Genomic DNA, 18,720 nt, shown 5'->3' with positions numbered 1-18,720 from the left:
GCTCGGACCCGATCGGGGTCGGGCCGGGCCGCATTTCCTCGGGGGGGATCACCAGGTTCGTTCTGTTTTGCCGAGGAGACGTAGTGTCTGACATTGCCATTGTCGGAATCGGGTGCCGCTACGCCGGTGGTATCGATTCACCGGAATCGTTCTGGGACTTCATCATCAACAAAGACGACGGGGTCATGGAGATCCCGTCCGACCGGTGGGACTACCGCCGGTACTACGACCCGGACAAGCGCACGCCGGGGCGCATGTACACCAAGCGGGCCGCCTTCATGACCGGCGATCCGTGGGCCTTCGACCCCGATTTCTTCGGCATCTCGCCGCGCGAGGCCGCGGCCATGGACCCCCAGCAGCGGCTGGTCCTCGAGGTGGCCTGGGAAGCGCTGGACGACGCCGGCATCGCCGGCCGGGTTTCGGGCGCGCCGATCGGTGTGTACGTCGGGGCCTTCACGCTTGACCAGATGGCGATGTCCAATACCAACGCGGCGCTGCCGTGGGTGGACATGCACACCGCGGCGGGCGCGTCGTACACCATGATCTCCAATCGGATCGCCTACGCGCTCAACATGATCGGCCCCGCTCTCACGGTGGACACCGCCTGCTCGTCCTCACTGGTGGCCTTCCACCTGGCCTGCCAGGCGCTGGAGAACGGCGACTGTGAGGTGGCCTTGGCCGGCGGCGTCACGCTGCTGCTGCAACCGGAGGTGTTCGTCTCCATGTGCAAGGGCGGCTTCCTGGCCGCCGACGGCCGCAGCAAGCCCTTCGACGCCGCCGCCGACGGCTACGGCCGCGGTGAGGGCTCGGGCATGGTGGTGCTGAAGAAGCTCGAAGACGCCGAGCGCGACGGGGACCGGATCTACGCGGTGGTCAAGGCCACCGGATCCAATCAGGACGGGCGTACCACCGCCATCACCGTCCCCAATGCCGATCTGCAGGAGGCACTGGCCAGGACGGTGACCGAGCGGGCGGGTATCGCGCCGCACGAGGTCACCTACGTCGAGGCGCACGGCACCGGCACGCCGGTGGGCGACCCGCTGGAACTGCGGGCCATCGGCCGCGCCTACGGGCAGGTCGAGGGCCGCACCGAACCGCTGGGCGTGGGCTCGGTGAAGGGGCAGCTCGGGCACACCGAGGCGGCCTCCGGCATCGCCAGCGTCATCAAGTCGGCGCTGGCCATCACCCATCGCACCATCGCGCCGCAGGGCTGGCTGAACGAGCCCAACCCGGATATCCCGTTCGAAGAGCTGGGGCTGACGCTGCAATTGGAGGCGCAGCCGGTCGCATCCGATACGCGAATGACCGTCGCGGTCAACGGCTTCGGCTACGGCGGCACCAATGCCCACGTGATCCTCCAGGAGTACGTCGCGGCCGACGCGCCCGGACGCGAGCCCAGACACTATGGCGTGCTGCCGCTCTCGGCGCGCAATGACACCGCCGTCCGCGAATTGGCTCGCGGCTTCGCCGAACTCATCGCGGCCGGGGCCGAACCCGCGCGGCTGGCCGAGGCGGCGTGGACACGCCGCCAGCACCATGCCGTGCGGGCTGGCCTGAGCTTCGGTGACGACGCCGACCTGGTGCGGGCGCTGGTCGAATTCGCCAATGGCGAGGGCCGCACCGCCAAGGTGATCGCCCGCAAGGCGCCCGAACCGGTTTTCGTGTTCACCGGCATGGGTCCGCAGTGGTGGGCCATGGGCCGCCAACTGCTCACCGCGGGAGGCGCTTTCGCCGCCGAGGCCGAGCGGATCGACGCGGTGTTCCGAGAGATCGCGGGCTGGTCCATCGTCGAGGAGCTGTTGCGGCCGGAGGAGGAGTCGCGGGTCACCACGACCGCGGTGGCCCAGCCCGCCAACTTCCTGATCCAGGTGGCGCTGGTCGCGCTGCTCGAGGAACTCGGGATCCGGCCCGCCGCCGTGGTCGGCCACAGCGTCGGCGAGGTGTCGGCCGCCTATGTCACCGGGATGCTCTCGCTGCGGGACGCGCTGCTGGTCAGCTATCACCGCGCTCGGTTGCAGGCCACCACGGCCGGGTCGGGCGGCATGCTCGCCATCGGCCTGGCCCAGGCCGCGGCGCTGGCGTTGATCGAGGGCGACGAGCTGGTCAGCATCGCCGCGATCAACAGCCCGAGCGCGGTCACCCTGGCGGGCCAGGAGCAGCGGCTGGACGAGATCGCCGAATCCCTCACCGCGCAGGGCGTTTTCGCGCGGCGACTACAGGTCGAGGTGCCCTATCACAGCTATCTGATGGATCCCATCCTCGATGAGCTCCGCTCGGCGCTCGCCGATCTGGAGCTCGCCGACCCGCGAATCCCGCTGTGGTCCACCGTCACCGGCGCCCGGGTCACCGCGGGCGACTGGGACGCCGAGTACTGGTGCGCCAATGTCCGACAGCCGGTGCGCTTCGCCGACGCCATCACCGAGCTGGTGGGTGCGGGCAGCCGGGTCTTCCTGGAGGTCGGCCCGCATCCGGTGCTGGGCGCGAACATTCGCGAAATCCTCATCGGCGCGAGCGAGACCGGCACCACCGTCGCCACTCTCAACCGCAAGCAGGCCGACGACGAGAGCATCCGGCAGACCGTGGCCGGCCTGTACACCGCGGGCGTGCTGGATATCGACGCCCTCTTCGGCGATCTGGTCACCCGGCATGTCGATTTGCCACGCTACCCATGGCAGCGCACTCGCCTGCGCCTCGAGCTGGTCGGCATGCAGCAGCTCAAGTACGGCACGCCCGGCACGTACCGCATGCTCGGCGATCCGGTGTTGGAGGACCCGACCACCGCCTGGCGCATCCAGCTGAGCGTCGGCGATCTGCCGTGGTTGGCCGACCATGTGGTGGGCGGCTCCCGCATCCTGCCCGGCGCGGCCTATCTGGACGCCGCCCTGAGCGCGGCGGCGCTGCGCACCGAATCGACCCGGGTGGCCGTCGAGGACGTCCGCTTCCTCGCGCCGCTGGTGGTGGACGAGGGCATGGCGCCGGTGGTGGAACTGCACGTGGAGGAATCCACACGACGGTTCACCATTCGCTCGCGGGAGCCCGCGAGCACCAATTGGACCATCAATGCCACCGGTCGCCTCGTCGAAGGCACGTACGAGCCCACCAAGGCCGACCTGCCGGACACCGATGAGATGCTGGCCATCGATCCGGACGCCTACTACACCGCCTTCGCCGCGCGTGGCCTCGACTACGGTCCGGCCTTCCGCCGCGCCACCGAGCTGCGGGTGTCCGGCAATACCGTGGTCGCCACCCTGGACGGCGGCATCGCCCGCGACAGCGGCCATCTGGTCCACCCGGCGGTGGTCGACGCGGCCGTGCAGTGCTTCGGAGCGGTCCTGGCCGCCGCCCCGAATGCCGAACGGGGCGCGCTGGTCCCGGTCGCGGTGGAGGGCGTGCGGGTGTTCGCGCCCATCCCCGATCAGGTGACGGTGGTGGCGCGTCTGCACAGCGCCGAAGACCTCACCTGCGACTACGACCTGCTCGATGCCGAACAGAACGTGGTCATGCGGATCATCGGTCTGCGGCTGGGCGCCATCAACCCGGATCGCGGTGCGCTGCAACGGCTCACTGACTACTTCTACGAAGACCGCTGGGACATGCGGGAACCCGTGGACATCAGCGGCCTGCCCTCCCCCGACGCCGCCTACACGCTGGCCGTCGACCTCGCGGCCGAGGTCGGCGCCCGCGCCTCGTTCATCGCGGGCACGACGGCGCACGGCGAGGTGCTGGCGGTCGGCGACCCGAACCGCGAGGATCTGGAAGCCGTTGTGCGCGACCGGCTTGCGCAGATCGTGGCATTGAGCGGTGTCGAACGCACACACATCGTCCTGGTGGCGGGCTCGGACTACACCGACCTGGACGCGCTCTGGACGCTGCGCCGGGTGGCGGTCACGATCGAGGGCTTCCTCGAGGACTGGCTGCAGCAGCGTGGCGACGAGATCCCCATGACCGGTGACGGTTCCCTGCACGTCTCCCTGGTCACCGAGCGCGCCTTCGCGCACCCGGACGAGGACGCCGCGCCCAATCCGTCCCACGCGGCGCTGGCGGGCGCCCGCCGGGTGCTGCTCAACGAGCAGTCGCGGCTGCGCTGGCGGCTCATCGACGTGGATCCCGACGTGGCCGAGGCGGATCTGGCCGCCGAGCTCGCCATTGCGGGCGCCTTCACCTACGACCACTCCGACGAGGTGGTGCTGCGCAACGGCCTGCGCTGGGTGACGGTGGTCGCCGCCACCCTGCCCGACCGGCTGGAGGCCCTGGACCAGGCCGAGCCGCTCACCGATCCGGAGGCGAACTTCCGCCTGGAGCTGCCGAAGTCGCGAGTGCTGTCGCGGCTGGCGTGGAGGCGCTGCGAGCGGCGCGCGCCGGCGGCGACCGAGGTCGAGGTGCGGATCCTGGCCATCGGTCTCGGTTACAAGGACCCGCTCAAGGTCATCGGCGTGCTCGGCGAGCGCGAGATGGCGGGCACCTTCTACGGCACCGAACCCGGTATGGAGGCCGACGCCGTCGTCGTCCGAATCGGCTCGGAGGTCGACAATCTGGCCGTGGGCGACCGGGTGTTCCTCACCTCCAAGGGCATGGTCTCCCGCTTTCACACCACCGACGCCGACCTGGTCACCCGGGTCGCCGACAGCACCGAGGTGGGCCAATGCACCAGCACCGTGGCCTTCGCCACCGCCGAGCACTCGCTGCTGGAGCTGGCGCGGGTGCGGGCGGGCGATGTGGTGCTGGTGCACGGCGCGGCGGGCGGCGTCGGCTCGGCGGCCGTGCAGATCGCGAAACTGCACGGCGCCACCGTGATCGGCACCGCCAGCAGTGACGAGCGCCGCGCCTACATCCTGTCGCAGGGCGCGGACTACGCCCTGGACTCCCGCTCACTGAACTTCGCCGACGACGTCCTCGGCCTCACCGGCGGCCGCGGCGCGGACGTGGTGATCAGCACCGCGCCCGGGGAGATCCTGCGCCGGAACTTCAAGGCGGTGGCCGAATTCGGTCGCATCGTCGAGATCGGCAAGGCCGACATCTACGGCGGCGGCGTCCTCGACCTGGGTTACTTCGACAAGAACCTCTCCTACCACTCCTTCGACCTGGACCGCATGCTGGCATTCAAGCGGCGGGCCACCGGCGAGCTGGTGCAGGGCGTGCACGACAAGCTGGCGTCCGGGCACTACCGGTACCTGCCCTACGAGCTGTACGACGCCGCGGACGTGGCCAGGGCGTTCGAGGACGTGGCCCGGTCGGCGCACTTCGGCCGCATCGCGATCAGCCTGGAATCCGAAGCGCCGCGGGTGCGTCCGATGATTCCGGCGGTCACCGTGGATCCGGCGGCGCAGTACCTGATCACGGGTGGCTTCGGCGCCTTCGGCCTGGCCATCGGCCGCTGGCTGGTGGGCCGGGGCGCGCGGCGGCTCACGCTGCTCGGGCGCGGCGGCGCGACCACCGAGGCCGCCCGCACCCAGCTCGCCGTCTGGCAGGAGCAGGGCGTCGAGGTGGTCGAGGAGCGGGTGGATGTCACCGACGCCTACGCCATGACCGCGGTCATCGCGCGGACGCACACCGCGGAGCACCCGCTGCGCGGCGTCTTCCACACCGCGGGCACGCTGGACGACAAGCGCGTCCCCGATATGAGCCGCGACAGCCTCGCCACGGTGTATCGCCCCAAGGTCGAGGGCGTGATCGCACTGCGGCACGGCATCGAGGCCGCCGGCGCCGAACTCGACATGTTCGTGCTGTTCTCCTCCGGCAGCACCATCTTCGGCAGCATCGGCCAGTACGCCTACACCGCCGCCAATCTCGCGCTCAACGCCACCGCCGACGTGGTGGTGCGCGAGGGCGGCACGGCGCTGGCCGTCGGCTGGGGTCATATGTCCGGCGGCGGCATGGCCGAGGACGAATACGTGTCCCGCTACCTGCGCACCGCCGGGTTCGACCCGATCGATATGGAGGAGGGCGCCGAATACCTGGAGAAGGCCCTGGAACTCGGCATCCACCACCAGGCGTCCATCATTCCGATCGACTGGTCGCGGGTGGCCTCGACGGTCTCCTGGTACGGCATGACCGGGCGCACGGCCGAGCGCATCGCCGCCGCGGTGCAGGATAATTCGGCCGCCTCGCAATTGGTGGCGGCGCTGCGGGAACTCGACGAGCAGAAGCGCGCCGACGTGGTGGCGCACATGCTGGCCGAACAGCTGGCCGTGGTCATGGGTGTCGACGCCGACTCCATCGATCTGACCGTGCCGGTGCCGGAACTGGGCCTGGACTCGCTGATGGCGGTGGAATTCGGTGCGCTGGTGAGCAAGACGCTCGGCGTGGACCTGATGTCGATGAAGGTCGGGCGGTCCTTCACCCTCCAGCAGGCCGGAGCGCGCGCGGCCGAACTTCTGGTCGGCGGCGCCGAGGCGGTGCCGGCATGACCGAGTCCGCACGCGATCTGGCGCGAAAGCTGCTGGCGGGCAATGGGATCGGCAATGGCGGCACTACGGCCGGCAATGGCGTCAAGGAGACGAAGCCGGTCGCGGCGAGCCGTCCGGCCCGGCCGCGGCGCGGTCCCGGCCGCCAGTTCACCGACCACCCCGACGTCGCCGCGGCCGTGATGAAGCAGTCCGCCATCGCGGCCGTCTACGAGCAGTCCGGGATGCCGAACCCGCTGTTCCTGCCGCGAACCGGCTCGAACGACACCGTGATCCGGGCGTTGGACACCGACCTGGTGAACTTCAGCGCCTACAACTATCTGGGGCTGTCCAGCCATCCCGGGGTGGTGCGGGCCGCCAAGGAGGCGCTGGACCAGTACGGCGCGTCGGCGTCGGCCAGCCGGATCGTCTCCGGGGAGATCCCGCTGTACGGCCGTCTCGAGCAGCGGCTGGCCGGGATCTACGACGTCGGCGACGCCATGGTGACCACCAGCGGCTACCTCACCAATGCCGGCGTCATCGGCTTCCTGTTGCGCGAGGGCGATGTGGCCTTCTGCGACAGCCTGATCCACGGCAGCGTGGTGTCGGGCACGCAGTGGGCCGGCTGCCGTCGGATCAATTTCCGGCACAATGACCCCGACTCGTTGCGGTCGGTGCTGAAGATGTCCCGCTCCGGGTTCGACCGCGCGCTGGTAGTGGTGGAAGGCCACTACTCCATGGACGGCACCGTCGGCCGCGTCGCCGAATTGGCCGCCATCGCAAGAGAATTCGACTGCGCTGTCATGGTGGACGAGGCGCACTCCTTCGGCGTCTTCGGCCCGACAGGGCACGGCATTCGCGAGCACTTCGGCATGGCCGGGGCGGATGTGGACATCTGGATGGGCACGCTGTCCAAGGCGCTCGGCAGCGTCGGCGGCTTCATCGCCGCCGACTCCGACCTCATCGGCGCGATGAAGTCCAGTGCGCCGGGTGTGGCCATGCTGACCGGCGCGCCCGCGCCCTCGGGCATCGCCGCCGCGCTGGCCGGACTGGATGTGCTCGAGGCCGAGCCGGAGCGGGTCACCCGGCTGTGGGACAACGCGCGCCTCTTCGATGCCGCGCTGCGGGAACGGGAGCTGAATCTCGGTGACTCCCAGGGCACTCCGATCCTACCGGTGATCGTGCCGGGTGAGCTCCGGGCCGGATTCGTCTCGGCCACCCTGTTGCAGCGCGGCGTGTACGCCGGGGCCATTTCGGCCCCGGCGGTCCCGGTGGGCAAGGAGCGACTGCGCTTCTTCATCACCTCCGAACACACCGAGCAGCAGCTGCTCTCGACGGCGGACCTGCTCGCCGAGGCCGTGACCATGTCCGATCAGCTGCCCGCGGCCATGGCGGACTGACGCACCCCGGAGCGCTGTGGGCGGAGTGCGAACACCGCCCACAGCAGCAGGCCCAGCACCGTTGCCACGACACCGATTTCGCACACCAGCGACCAGCCACCCGCCTCGTAGGCCGCACCGGCCGTCACCGAACCGACGACCCCGCCCAGGAAATAGGTGACCATATAGGCGGTGGTCAGGCGACTGCGCGCGGCCGGATCGAGGGTGTAGATGGCGCTCTGATTGGTCAGGTGCGCGCCCTGGATACCGAAGTCGAAGATCACCAGCGCGGTGATGAGCGCCGCCACGCTGTGCGCGCCCCAGGCCATCAACGCCCAGCCGGCCAGCAGCACGAGCCAGGTCAGCGTGGTGACGCGGCGCAGCCGACCGCGATCGGCCGAACGCCCGACCACAGGTGCGCCCAGCGCCCCGACCACACCCGCCAGACCGAACAGGCCGATGGCGAATTCCGAATAGTGGTACTCGCTTCCGCGGGAACCGGACAGCAGGAAGGCGATAGCCGTCCACACCGCCGAAAAACAGGCCATCAGAATGAAGCCCAGCATCATGCGCTGCCGCAGCACCGCGTGCCTGCGGATCAGGCCCAGGATCGAGGCCAGCACCTGCGGATAGCTCTCCCCCGTCGCGGCGCGCGGGGTGGCGGGCGCGAGCGCGTACACGCTGATCGCCATCACCACCTGCAATCCGGCCGCCACCAGCAGCACCGCCCGCCAGCCGCCCAGCTGCGCCACCGCCCCGGACAGCACCCGCGACAACAGGATTCCCAGCAGCAGTCCGCTCATCACGGTGCCGACCACCTGCCCGCGCCGCGCCGGATCGGCCAGCGCCGAGGCCCAGGGCACCACCACCTGCGCCGCCGAGGCCGCCACACCGGTGGCCGCCACCCCCGCGAACAGGACGCCGAAGTTCGGCGCGAACGCCGAAACCAGCAGGGCCGCAACCGAGGCCAGCAGCAGCATCGGGACCATACGGTGGCGGTGCAGGAAATCGCCCAGCGGCACCAGCAGGGCCAGGCCGCACAGGTAGCCGATCTGGGCCGCGCTGACCAGCAGGGCCGCGGTGGCGGTGGAGATGTGCAGATCCCCGGCGACCTCGTGCAGCAGGGGTTGCAGATAGTAGTTGCCCGCCGCCGACGAGCCCGCCGTCACGGCGAACACCAACACGGTCGTGCGGGTCAGCGCGGTCTCGCGCACAGGCCGCGCGGGCGCGGCGGTCATCGAATCGATCACCAGTTCATGGTGGGCGCGCGAGCGAATCAACAAAAGCGATGGTTTTAGATACTGCCATCTATGAACAAGATGGAATCGGTAGGCTCCGTCCATGGAGTTGCGTCAGATCGAATGCTTCCTGGCCTGCTGTGACCACCGGTCCTTCACCGCGGCGGCGCGGACGCTGAACCTGGTGCAATCGGCCGTCTCCACCAGCGTCGCCAAGCTCGAGCGCGAACTCGGCGTGCGCCTGTTCGACCGCACCCCGCGCACCCTGGAGCTGACCGAGGCGGGCCGGGCCATGGTCGCCCCCGCCCGCACCCTGCTGCGCGCCCGCCGCGACATCGTGGACGCCATCGACGCGGCCCGCGGCGAGATCCGCGGCGAGGTGGTCATCGGCAACCTCATGAACGTTCACAATTTCGACCTGGCGGGCATCATCGCCGAACTGCACCAGCGGTTTCCGGCGGTCACCCTGCAAATGCGGCAGAGCATCTCCGGCATGGCGGGCAATGTGGCCGGGCTGCGCGACAATTCACTCGAACTGGCGCTGCTCGCGGGCACGAGCAGCGAATTCCCCGGCATCACCACCCATCTCATCGTCGAGGAGACCCTCGTGCTGTGCACCGCGCCCGGTCATCCGCTGGCGGGCCGCCCCTTCCGGGCCGCCGACCTGGATGGCGTTCGCTTCATCGACTTCCCGCCGGGCTGGGGCATCCGCACCATCGCCGACGACCTCTTCTCCGGCCGCCATCCCGTCATCGAGGTGGCCGACCAGGCCTTCGCATTGGAACTGGCCGCCAAGGACTTCGGGGTGGCGCTCATCCCGAAGTCCGTCGCGCGGCTCTCCCCCGGCGTGCCTTATTGCGACTTCGCGCCCCGGCCGCTGCCCTGGAAACTGTGCGTCGGCCATGCCGCCGAGCGCACACCGTCCAATGCGGCCCGCACCGTCATCGAGGCCCTCACCGCGAACGGGACACCCGACGCGCCTCCCACTCGCCTGCCCCTCCGATACCGAGACGCAGACGCGATGCGGGCTGCCGCAGAATAGGGCGGCGCGCGGCGCCGCCCTATTCTGCTCGGGTCGGGTGGGGTGTTGTCGCGGTCGCGATTACGGGAGTCACTCGCCGAAGTCCATGACCAGGTCGAGCAAACGATCGACACCGGAGACCGCATAGAGGGATGCGGCGGTCGATGCGCTCACCTCCAATGTGGCGGTCGCTGAATCCGTTGCCACTGTGGCGATCACTACTTCTGTTCGCAATTCATCTGATGAAGAATTCCGACGTCGTTGAATCGATCGATCATCCATGCCGCGGCAGCCGGGACGTTGGCGAATTCGGGGACCCCGTGACCGACCGCGGTCCCCGGAATGATCGGTGGCAGCTCGATGGTGCTGAGCGTGACCGGGACTCCTCGCTCACACCAGGTCTGCGCGAGGTCGTGCACACGGCTGTAGGGGACCGCGTCGTCGTTGACGTTGGAGGCGAGCAGAATCGGTGACGCGGGGGTCAGGTTTCCGATGGCCTGTTCCTCGACGATGCGACGCCCGATCGGGTCGCTGGTGACCGCGGCGCCCAGTGATTCGCCGGTGTTGGTCCATTGCGTGGTGTGCTGGAACGAATAGTTCAGCAGCGTTTCACCGATGCATTGGTTGGCAGTGCTGCTCATCATGGCTCGACCCTGGTCGTTGAGTACGCGGTCGAGCACGGGACCGATTTCCGGATTGGTGCGTACCGCTCCGTCGAGGAAGTAACCGACAGCTCCGATGAGGGTGCTCCCTTCCGCCAGGGCCAGCGTGTCGTCCAGCTTCACCGGCGGGGCTCCCGCGTAGGTGCCCTTCATGTTCAGCTCCGGAGCGTAGGTCGGCTGCAATTCCGCAGCGGCCGCCGCGGCATGGCCACCCTGGGAGTAGCCCCAGAAACCCACCGGCCCATCTGGACTCAGCGAGGTTCCGGGAAGACGCTGGGCGGCTCGTGCCGCGTCGATGACCGCCCGCGCGGAGGCCGCACGATTGCCGTAGGGGTGAGGACCCGGGGTCCCGAGTCCGACGTAATCGGTGAAAACGACCGCGATCCCCTGCCCCAGCAGGTAATCGACAGCCAGCTGTTCGTAGGCGATCGACAGGTCGAACGGCGGGCTGTAATGCACCACGGATTGCAGCGCGATCGAAGGCGCGCACTGACGCCCCTCGCCGATCGTTCCCGATGCCAGCGACACCAGGGGCCGGCTCGGGCCCGGCCATGGAGTGCTGGGCTCGAAGTAGGTGCCGGTCACAGCGATCGCGCGACCGGCGTCGTCAACACTGCGGTACATGATGCGCCGAGCCGTGCCGGGGAAAGCTCCCGTGGCCGAGGGCACCGACAGGGCCGGCGTGAACGATTGTTCGCGGATCACGTCTCCGGCCGCCTCGCCAGGCAACTCCGTGGGCGGATCATAGAACGACCCCCACGGACCCGCCGGCGCCGGTACATCGGGGAGACTCGCCGAGGCCGGTGGCGTACCGACTCCGGTGAACAGCACACCGCAGATCACCGCGAACGCTGCCGAACAGGCTCGGATACTTGTTTGCATCGAGGTTGACTCCATCCATTGACCCCCGCGACAGCTCCTGACCAGTGATGCGGGACACATGCGAATGTACGTGGAATCAACCGTGGCGAATGCCCGCCACCACCAAAATCACCACGCTATTGGAGATGGTGCCCGGCGCCGCCTCGAGCCATATCCTCTTCTCCCACAGAGCGGCTGGGCCACCATGCCCCGACCCACCCGGAGTCATCGGCGAGCTCAGGAATCGGCGATCGCAGGCGGGCCGGTGACGGTCAGCGGCGGGATCGGGCCGGTGTAGCGCTCGATCTCCACCAGGGACAGCTGGCCGGTGCAGCCCTGGCTCAGGCGGGAGGTACCGCGATCGGCGGTCAGCGCGTTCGGGTTTCCGTGGCGGCAGAATGTCGGGTCGTCGGGGTCGGGGTCGTACCAGGCTCCGGTCGACAACTGCGCGACCGCGGGCCGTACGGCTTCACTGATTTCCAGTCCGGCCAGGCAGCTGCCGCGGTCATTGAAGATCCGGACGATGTCACCCGAGCCGAGGCCGCGTGCGGCGGCGTCGTCCGGATGCAGCCGGACCGGTTCGCGCCCGGAGATTTTCGTGGACTGGCTGTGCGCGCCGATATCCAGCTGACTGTGCAGCTTGGTTCGGGGCTGGTTGGCCACCAACTGCAGAGGGAACCGCGCCGCCAGCGGACTGCCCAGCCACTCGTCGGGCTCGAGCCAGACCGGGTGGCCCGGGCAATCGTCGTAGCCGAAGCTCGCGATGGTCTCGGAGAAGATCTCGATTCGGCCGCTCGGGGTGCCGAGCGGATGCGCCGACGGGTCGGCGCGGAAATCCGCGAACGCGATGTGCTGCTCGGCCTCGAGGGGCAGCTCTATCGATTCCCCAGCCCAGAACGAGTCGTAGTCCGGCACCTCGTGGCCATGGTTTCGCAGCCGCTCCCGCCACTGCTCGTAGAGGTGGCGCAGCCACTCCTGCGTCGTCCGACCCTCGGTGAATTCCTTTCCGAAGCCCAATCTTTCGGCCAGCTCACCGAACATCCAGTAGTCGTCGCGGGCTTCACCGTGCGGGCGGGTCAGGGCGGGCATCGGGAACAGGAAGCGGTCGCCCTCGCCGGAGCCGTAGTCGTCACGTTCGATCGTCATGGTCGCGGGCAGCACGATGTCGGCGTGCCGGGCCGTCGCCGACCAGAACGGATCGTGCACCACCACGGTGTCCGGACGGCCGAACGCGTTGCGCAGCCGGGCCAGATTCTGGTGGTGGTGGAAGGGATTGCCGCCTGCCCAGTAGACCAGCCGGATACTCGGATACACGCGGTGCTCACCGTTGTATTCGTAAGGCGCGCCGGGGTTCAGCAGCATATCCGCGATGCGCGCGACCGGAATGAAATCGTCGACGCCATTGACGCCCTGCGGTAGGCGCGGCGGCGACGTGAGTCGCACGGCCAAACCGACATTCGCGGACGAACCGTAGCCGTGCCCGAATCCACCACCGGGCACGCCGATCTGGCCGAGCATGGCAGCGAGGACCACGCCGAGCCATAGCGGCTGCTCCCCGTATCGGGCGCGTTGCAGCGACCAGCTCACCGTGATCAGCGTGCGGGTGCCCGCCATCTCACGGGCCAGCGTTCGAATCCGTTCCGCGGCAACGCCTGTGATCGGCTCGGCCCACTCCGGATCCTTGACGACGCCATCGACCGCTCCGCGCAGGTAGTCGGCGAAGCGCTCGTAACCGACGGTATACCGATCGAGGAAAGCGTTGTCCGCCAGACCTTCCGCGTCGAGCACCTGCGCCAGCGCCAGCATCAGGGCGGTATCGGTGCCGGGCCGGGACGCGATCCATTCGGCCCGCGCCTCGGCCGGAATATCGTCGCGCAGCGGACTGACGGTGACGAACCGGCAGCCGTTCCCCCGCGCCGTCTCGATCCAGCCCCGGCCGTTGTGACGGGAGACCCCGCCCGGCGCCACCGCCGCGTTCTTCGGCGCCAGACCCCCGAACGAGACCACCAGCTTCGAATGCTCGGCCAGCACGGACTTCGTCGTGGCGTGCGACATGATCGTGCCCATATCGGCGAGGATGTGCGGCAGCAGCACGGTCGACGCGCCCAGGCTGTAGCTGTTGCGGTGCGAGACATAACCACCGAGGCAATTCAGAAAGCGGTGAACCTGGCTCTGCGCGTGATGGAATCGCCCGGCGCTGGCCCAGCCGTAGGATCCGCCGTACACCGCCGACGGGCCGAATTCGCGATACACCCTGGTCAATTCATCGGCCAGGAGATCCAGCGCGGTCTCCCACGACACCGGCACGAACTCGTCCTCGCCACGCGCCGCGGGCCCTGGACCGTTCTCCAGCCAGCCCTTTCGCACATAGGGCTGCGCGATCCGCGCCGGATGATGTTGGGACGATGCCACATTCCCGATCAGCGGGGTGGGTTCCGGATCATCGCGCCAAGGCCGCACCGCCGTGAGCCGGTCGCCGTCGCTACTCGCCTCGAAAACGCCCCAGTGGGTGAGATGCGTGGCCATTCAACCAACATACGCCCGGCCGCAGACACCCGGGTTGCGCTTCCGATAACCGGGAGTACGCTCATTTTTGAGTCCACTCAGTTCTGAACGCAGGGTTGGAGGTGTCCGATGGTCACACAGGCTAGATCGGTGCACGTCAGCCGACGGCAGCGGAAGATGCACGACAAGCAGTCACGCATCTTCGCGGCCGCCGCAGCGATGTTCGCTGAACACGGATTCGAAGGCACGACCACGCAGCAGATCTCCGATCGCGCGGATATCGCCGCGGGGACGCTGTTCCGGTACGCGGCGTCCAAAGGCGAACTGCTGCTCATGGTTTACAACGAGGAACTGCGGACCGCACTCGAGGACGGTGCCGTGGCGGCGCGGCGGCGGACCGACACCGTCGAGGCGGTGTTCGCGATGATCCGGCCGCTGCTGCGGGCGGCCGCGCAACAACCCGAGAACACCATCGTCTATCAGCGCGAGTTGTTGTTCGGCTCGCCCACCGACAAGTACCGCTCCGCAGGGCTCGCGCTGGTGGCACGGCTGGAATCGATGATCGCCGAGCGGCTCGTCGCCGACGCGCGGCGCGACGGAATCGGCTCGGAGCGTTCGGAAGAGCGGGCCAGGGTGGCCGGACGTAGCATCTTCGCCGTCCTGCACCTGGCACTGGTACAACCGTCCACCGGGACCCGTCCCGGCCACGACGCCATGGCGGATCTGCGGGCGCAGATCGCACAGATTATCGCTGGATTCTTCACATCCCCAGGGAGGCAATGACAATGAGCATCGAGATCGGCAAAGTCACCGTGCTCGGCACCGGAGTTCTGGGTTCCCAGATCGCATTCCAGACCGCGTTCCACGGATTCGCCGTCACCGCCTACGACATCAATGACGAGGCCCTGACCGCGGCGCGCGACCGTTTCGACAAACTGGCCGCCACCTACCGTCAGGTGGTGCCGGGCGCGGACGACGGCAAGGCCGAGACGACCGCGGCGGACATCACGCTGACCTCCGATCTGGGCGCGGCCGTCGCCGACGCCGACCTGGTGATCGAGGCGGTGCCGGAGGTGCTCACCATCAAGCAGGAGACCTACGAGCGTTTGGGCAAGCTCGCGCCCGAGCGCACCATCTTCGCCACCAACTCCTCCACGCTGCTGCCCAGCGCCATGAAGGACTTCACCGGCCGCCCGGACAAGTTCCTGGCGCTGCACTTCGCGAATCAGGTGTGGCACTTCAATACCGCCGAGATCATGGGCACCGCCGAGACCGATCCGGCCGTCTACCGGGCCGTCGTGGACTTCGCCACCGCCATCGGCATGGTGCCCATCGAGCTGCACAAGGAGAAGGCCGGCTACGTCCTGAACTCGCTGCTGGTGCCGCTGTTGAACGCGGCCATGAACCTGGCCGAGGGTGGCTACGCCGAGCCCGACGCGGTGGACAAGACCTGGCGCATCGGCACCGGCGCCCCGGCGGGACCGTTCCAGATCCTCGACATCATCGGCCTGACCACGCCCTACAACATCCTGGCCAACGGCGACGAATCCGCGCAGCGAATCGCCAAGTGGCTCAAGGACAACTACATCGACCAGGGCAAACTCGGCATCGCCACCGGGGAGGGTTTCTACAAGTACACGGCGTGATTCTCGGGAGCGGGCTTCAGGGGCGAAACCTCTGAAGCCCGGGCTTCCAGTCATTTCACGGATAGGAGTTCGCATGTTCTACAGCAGTGGCAATTACGAAGCCTTCGCGCGGCCGCGCAAGCCGGCGGGCGTCGACGAGAAGACGGCCTGGTTCGTCGGCTCGGGTCTCGCCTCGCTCTCGGGTGCGGCATTCCTCATCCGCGATGGGCAGATGCCCGGGGAAAAGATCACCATTCTGGAAGAGCTGAAGCTACCCGGTGGCGCGCTCGACGGCATCAAGAAACCGAAGAAGGGCTTCGTCATTCGCGGTGGGCGCGAGATGGAGAATCACTTCGAGTGTCTGTGGGACTTGTACCGCACGATCCCGTCCCTCGAGGTCGAGGGCGCGAGTGTGCTCGACGAGTTCTACTGGCTCAACAAGGACGATCCCAATTTCTCGCTCGAGCGCGCCACCGTCAACCGTGGCCAGAGCGCGCAGACCAAGAACCTCTTCACGCTGAACAACAGGGCGCAGCAGGACATCACCAAGATCTTCCTCGCTACCCGCGAGGAGATGGAGGGCAAGCGCATCAACGAGGTGTTCTCCGAGGACTTCTTCGAGAGCAACTTCTGGATGTACTGGCGCACCATGTTCGCCTTCGAGGAGTGGCACAGCGCCCTCGAGATGAAGCTGTACCTACACCGCTTCATCCACCACATCGGCGGCCTACCGGACTTCTCGGCGCTGAAGTTCACCAAGTACAACCAGTACGAGTCGCTGGTGCTGCCGCTGTACCGCTGGCTGCTGGACCAGGGCGTGACCTTCAAATTCGACACCACGGTCACCGATGTCGACTTCGACCTCACCGCGGATCGCAAGCAGGCCACCAGGATTCACTGGATCTGCGAGGGCGTCGAGGGCGGCGTGGACCTGGGCCCGAACGATCTGCTGCTGATGACCATCGGCTCGCTGACCGAGAACTCCGATGAGGGCGACCACCACACGCCCGCCAAGGTCAATGACGGCCCGGCCCCCGCCTGGGATCTGTGGCGTCGGATCGCCGCCAAGGACAAGGCCTTCGGGCACCCTGACGTCTTCGGCTCGCACATTCCGGAGACCAAGTGGGAATCGGCCACGGTCACCACGCTGGATCAGCGCATTCCCGAATACATTCAGAAGATCTGCAAGCGAGATCCGTTCAGCGGCAAGGTCGTCACCGGCGGCATCGTGACGGTGAAGGACTCCAGCTGGCTGATGAGCTGGACGGTCAACCGGCAGCCGCACTTCAAGCAGCAGCCCAAGGATCAAATCGTGGTGTGGGTGTACTCGCTGTTCGTCGACAAGCCGGGCGACTACGTGAAGAAGACCATGCAGGAGTGCACCGGCGAGGAGATCACCCGGGAGTGGCTCTACCACCTGGGCGTTCCCGAGACCGAGATTCCGGACCTGGCCGCCAATTCGGCCCAGTGCGTGCCGGTCATGATGCCCTACGTGACCGCGTTCTTCATGCCCCGCAAGGCCGGTGACCGCCCCGATGTGGTGCCGCGAGGTTCGGTGAACTTCGCCTTCATCGGTCAGTTCGCCGAGACCGGCCGCGACTGCATCTTCACCACCGAGTATTCGGTCCGCACCGGTATGGAAGCCGCCTACCAGCTCCTCGACATCGAACGCGGCGTACCGGAGGTCTTCGACTCCACCTACGACGTCCGCACGCTGCTGGCCGCCATGACCCGGCTGCGGGACGGCGATCCGGTCGATCTGCCGGGTCCGGACCTGCTCTGGCGCGGCCTGGCGAAGCGCCTCGGCAACAACGAGATCGGCGAGCTGCTCACCCAGTACGGCATCGTCGGGAAATAACCACACACCCCATTGCGGCCCGGTCCTCACAACCGGTCCGCTGTCCTTCGCGACGCGGTTCCGGTCCGAGAGACCCGGTGGGAGAGGACGTTGTCTGCGGGCTCTCCCACCGGACTGCGGGCGATCTCACGCTCGGTCCCGCCTGGTTGCGGAGGCGAGACCGGTTGGGCCGCACATGGAACGGCCCCGGGGCCGCGAAAGGGCCAATGCTGGCAGATAACCAACTTCGGAAACACTGCCGACGCACTTCCACGATCCCCGCTCTGGACGATAGCGAAATCGGTAGATCACCAGGAGACCTTCGGCATCTCTGGCACAGCAGGAGAGTGCGTACGGCACGAATAGTCATACGTGCCTGGGGATTTGCCGATCGACACGATTCGTCACCCCACTGTCACGGAAGGTCAGTCCGCGCGGTCCCGCCGTTCGCGGGCCGCATCCTGGAGCCGGGCGCGCACGTGCTCGACGTGGAGGCGGACCGGGCCGCCGACGCGGCGGGCCAGGAAGACCGGCAGATCCATGGAGCCATCAGCCTGCCCATGTCGCACCCGATGAGCCATCGGCCCGGCGATACACCGCCGCGAGCAACGAGCACTCCACGGCCAAATAGCCAATTTATTGATTAACACAGTCCTGGACACTTTCAACTGAAGCGCGATATTGTTCGAGGTCTTTAGGCAATGATTTGACTATGAAACGCGAGGGATCATGCATTCGTTCCGTAAAGCCGTAGAGGCTCGTGACGCCGCGGCCATCGAGGCCCTGCTCGCCGACAACGTGGAGTTCACCAGCCCGGTCGCCTTCAAGCCCTACCTCGGCAAGGCGATCACCGCCGCCATCCTGCGAGGTGTCATGCGGGTGTTCGAGGACTTCCGCTACATCAAGGAGATCGGCGCGGCGGACAGCGGCGATCACGCGCTGGTCTTCGAAGCCACCGTCGCGGGCAAGCGGATCACCGGTTGCGACTTCCTGCACTTCGACGCCGACGGCCGGATCGACGAGTTCATGGTGATGGTCCGTCCGCTCTCCGGGGCGCAGGCGCTGGCCGAGGCGATGGCCGCACAGTTCGAGCAGATCCAGGCCGAGGCCGTCGCGCAAATCGAACGGGAGGCAGCGACGGAGGAACGCCAGGCGGCGGGCTCGTGAACGAGTTCGGCCCGGGCCCCGCGCGGACCGATTTCCTGGGAT

At 67.9% G+C, this 18,720-nt stretch carries 10 protein-coding genes; 7 read left to right on the top strand and 3 right to left on the bottom strand.

Going from position 1 to position 18,720, the window contains the following annotated elements; genetic code table 11:
- Window positions 1–83: 83 nt before the first annotated feature.
- Entirely contained in the window at window positions 84–6,407 is a 6,324-nt protein-coding gene (locus GLP40_RS24905) for an SDR family NAD(P)-dependent oxidoreductase (protein ID WP_328290617.1), read from the top strand.
- Window positions 6,404–7,783: an aminotransferase class I/II-fold pyridoxal phosphate-dependent enzyme gene (locus tag GLP40_RS24900; RefSeq protein WP_154790422.1), complete on the top strand. Its 1,380-nt coding sequence runs from the start codon at window positions 6,404–6,406 to the stop codon at window positions 7,781–7,783. Before GLP40_RS24905 ends, GLP40_RS24900 begins: the two co-directional genes overlap by 4 nt.
- Here the strand turns inward: GLP40_RS24900 and GLP40_RS24895 are convergent.
- Complete coding sequence (locus tag GLP40_RS24895) at window positions 7,756–9,012, bottom strand: MFS transporter (protein WP_328290616.1); 1,257 nt, start codon at window positions 9,010–9,012, stop codon at window positions 7,756–7,758. The genes GLP40_RS24900 and GLP40_RS24895 overlap by 28 nt on opposite strands.
- A gap of 91 nt (window positions 9,013–9,103) precedes the next feature.
- Between GLP40_RS24895 and GLP40_RS24890 the strand changes: the two genes are divergently transcribed.
- Complete coding sequence (locus GLP40_RS24890) at window positions 9,104–10,042, top strand: LysR family transcriptional regulator (protein WP_154790421.1); 939 nt, start codon at window positions 9,104–9,106, stop codon at window positions 10,040–10,042.
- A 197-nt stretch (window positions 10,043–10,239) separates the two neighbouring features.
- Here GLP40_RS24890 and GLP40_RS24885 read toward each other — a convergent pair whose 3' ends face one another.
- Together GLP40_RS24885 and GLP40_RS24880 are read right to left on the bottom strand one after the other, a co-directional pair.
- The gene (locus GLP40_RS24885) at window positions 10,240–11,565 is read right to left on the bottom strand and encodes a lipase family protein (RefSeq protein ID WP_196054777.1); all 1,326 of its coding nucleotides are present in this window, start codon (window positions 11,563–11,565) and stop codon (window positions 10,240–10,242) included.
- Between the two features lie 216 nt (window positions 11,566–11,781).
- Window positions 11,782–14,070 carry a molybdopterin-dependent oxidoreductase gene (locus GLP40_RS24880; RefSeq protein WP_154790419.1) on the bottom strand — a complete coding sequence of 763 codons (2,289 nt, stop codon included), beginning with the start codon at window positions 14,068–14,070 and terminating at the stop codon, window positions 11,782–11,784.
- 108 nt (window positions 14,071–14,178) lie between these two features.
- Here GLP40_RS24880 and GLP40_RS24875 point away from each other — a divergent pair, with 108 nt between their 5' ends.
- The 4 genes from GLP40_RS24875 to GLP40_RS24860 all read left to right on the top strand — a co-directional run bounded on the left by GLP40_RS24875 (window position 14,179) and on the right by GLP40_RS24860 (window position 18,678).
- The gene (locus tag GLP40_RS24875; RefSeq protein ID WP_230329897.1) at window positions 14,179–14,832 is read left to right on the top strand and encodes a TetR/AcrR family transcriptional regulator; all 654 of its coding nucleotides are present in this window, start codon (window positions 14,179–14,181) and stop codon (window positions 14,830–14,832) included.
- Between the two features lie 2 nt (window positions 14,833–14,834).
- Window positions 14,835–15,695, top strand: coding sequence for a 3-hydroxyacyl-CoA dehydrogenase (locus GLP40_RS24870; protein WP_154790418.1), 861 nt, complete (start codon window positions 14,835–14,837; stop codon window positions 15,693–15,695).
- A gap of 73 nt (window positions 15,696–15,768) precedes the next feature.
- Window positions 15,769–17,532: an oleate hydratase gene (locus GLP40_RS24865; protein WP_154790417.1), complete on the top strand. Its 1,764-nt coding sequence runs from the start codon at window positions 15,769–15,771 to the stop codon at window positions 17,530–17,532.
- A gap of 708 nt (window positions 17,533–18,240) precedes the next feature.
- Window positions 18,241–18,678, top strand: a complete 438-nt coding sequence (locus GLP40_RS24860) for a nuclear transport factor 2 family protein (RefSeq protein WP_154790416.1) — start codon at window positions 18,241–18,243, stop codon at window positions 18,676–18,678.
- The last annotated feature ends 42 nt before the right edge of the window (window positions 18,679–18,720 follow it).

Source organism: Nocardia aurantiaca (genome assembly GCF_009708175.1).
In the GTDB taxonomy this organism is placed as follows: domain Bacteria; phylum Actinomycetota; class Actinomycetes; order Mycobacteriales; family Mycobacteriaceae; genus Nocardia; species Nocardia aurantiaca.
The sequence above is the reverse complement of the archived record's forward strand: the minus strand, read 5'-3'. Positions and strand labels throughout refer to the sequence as shown.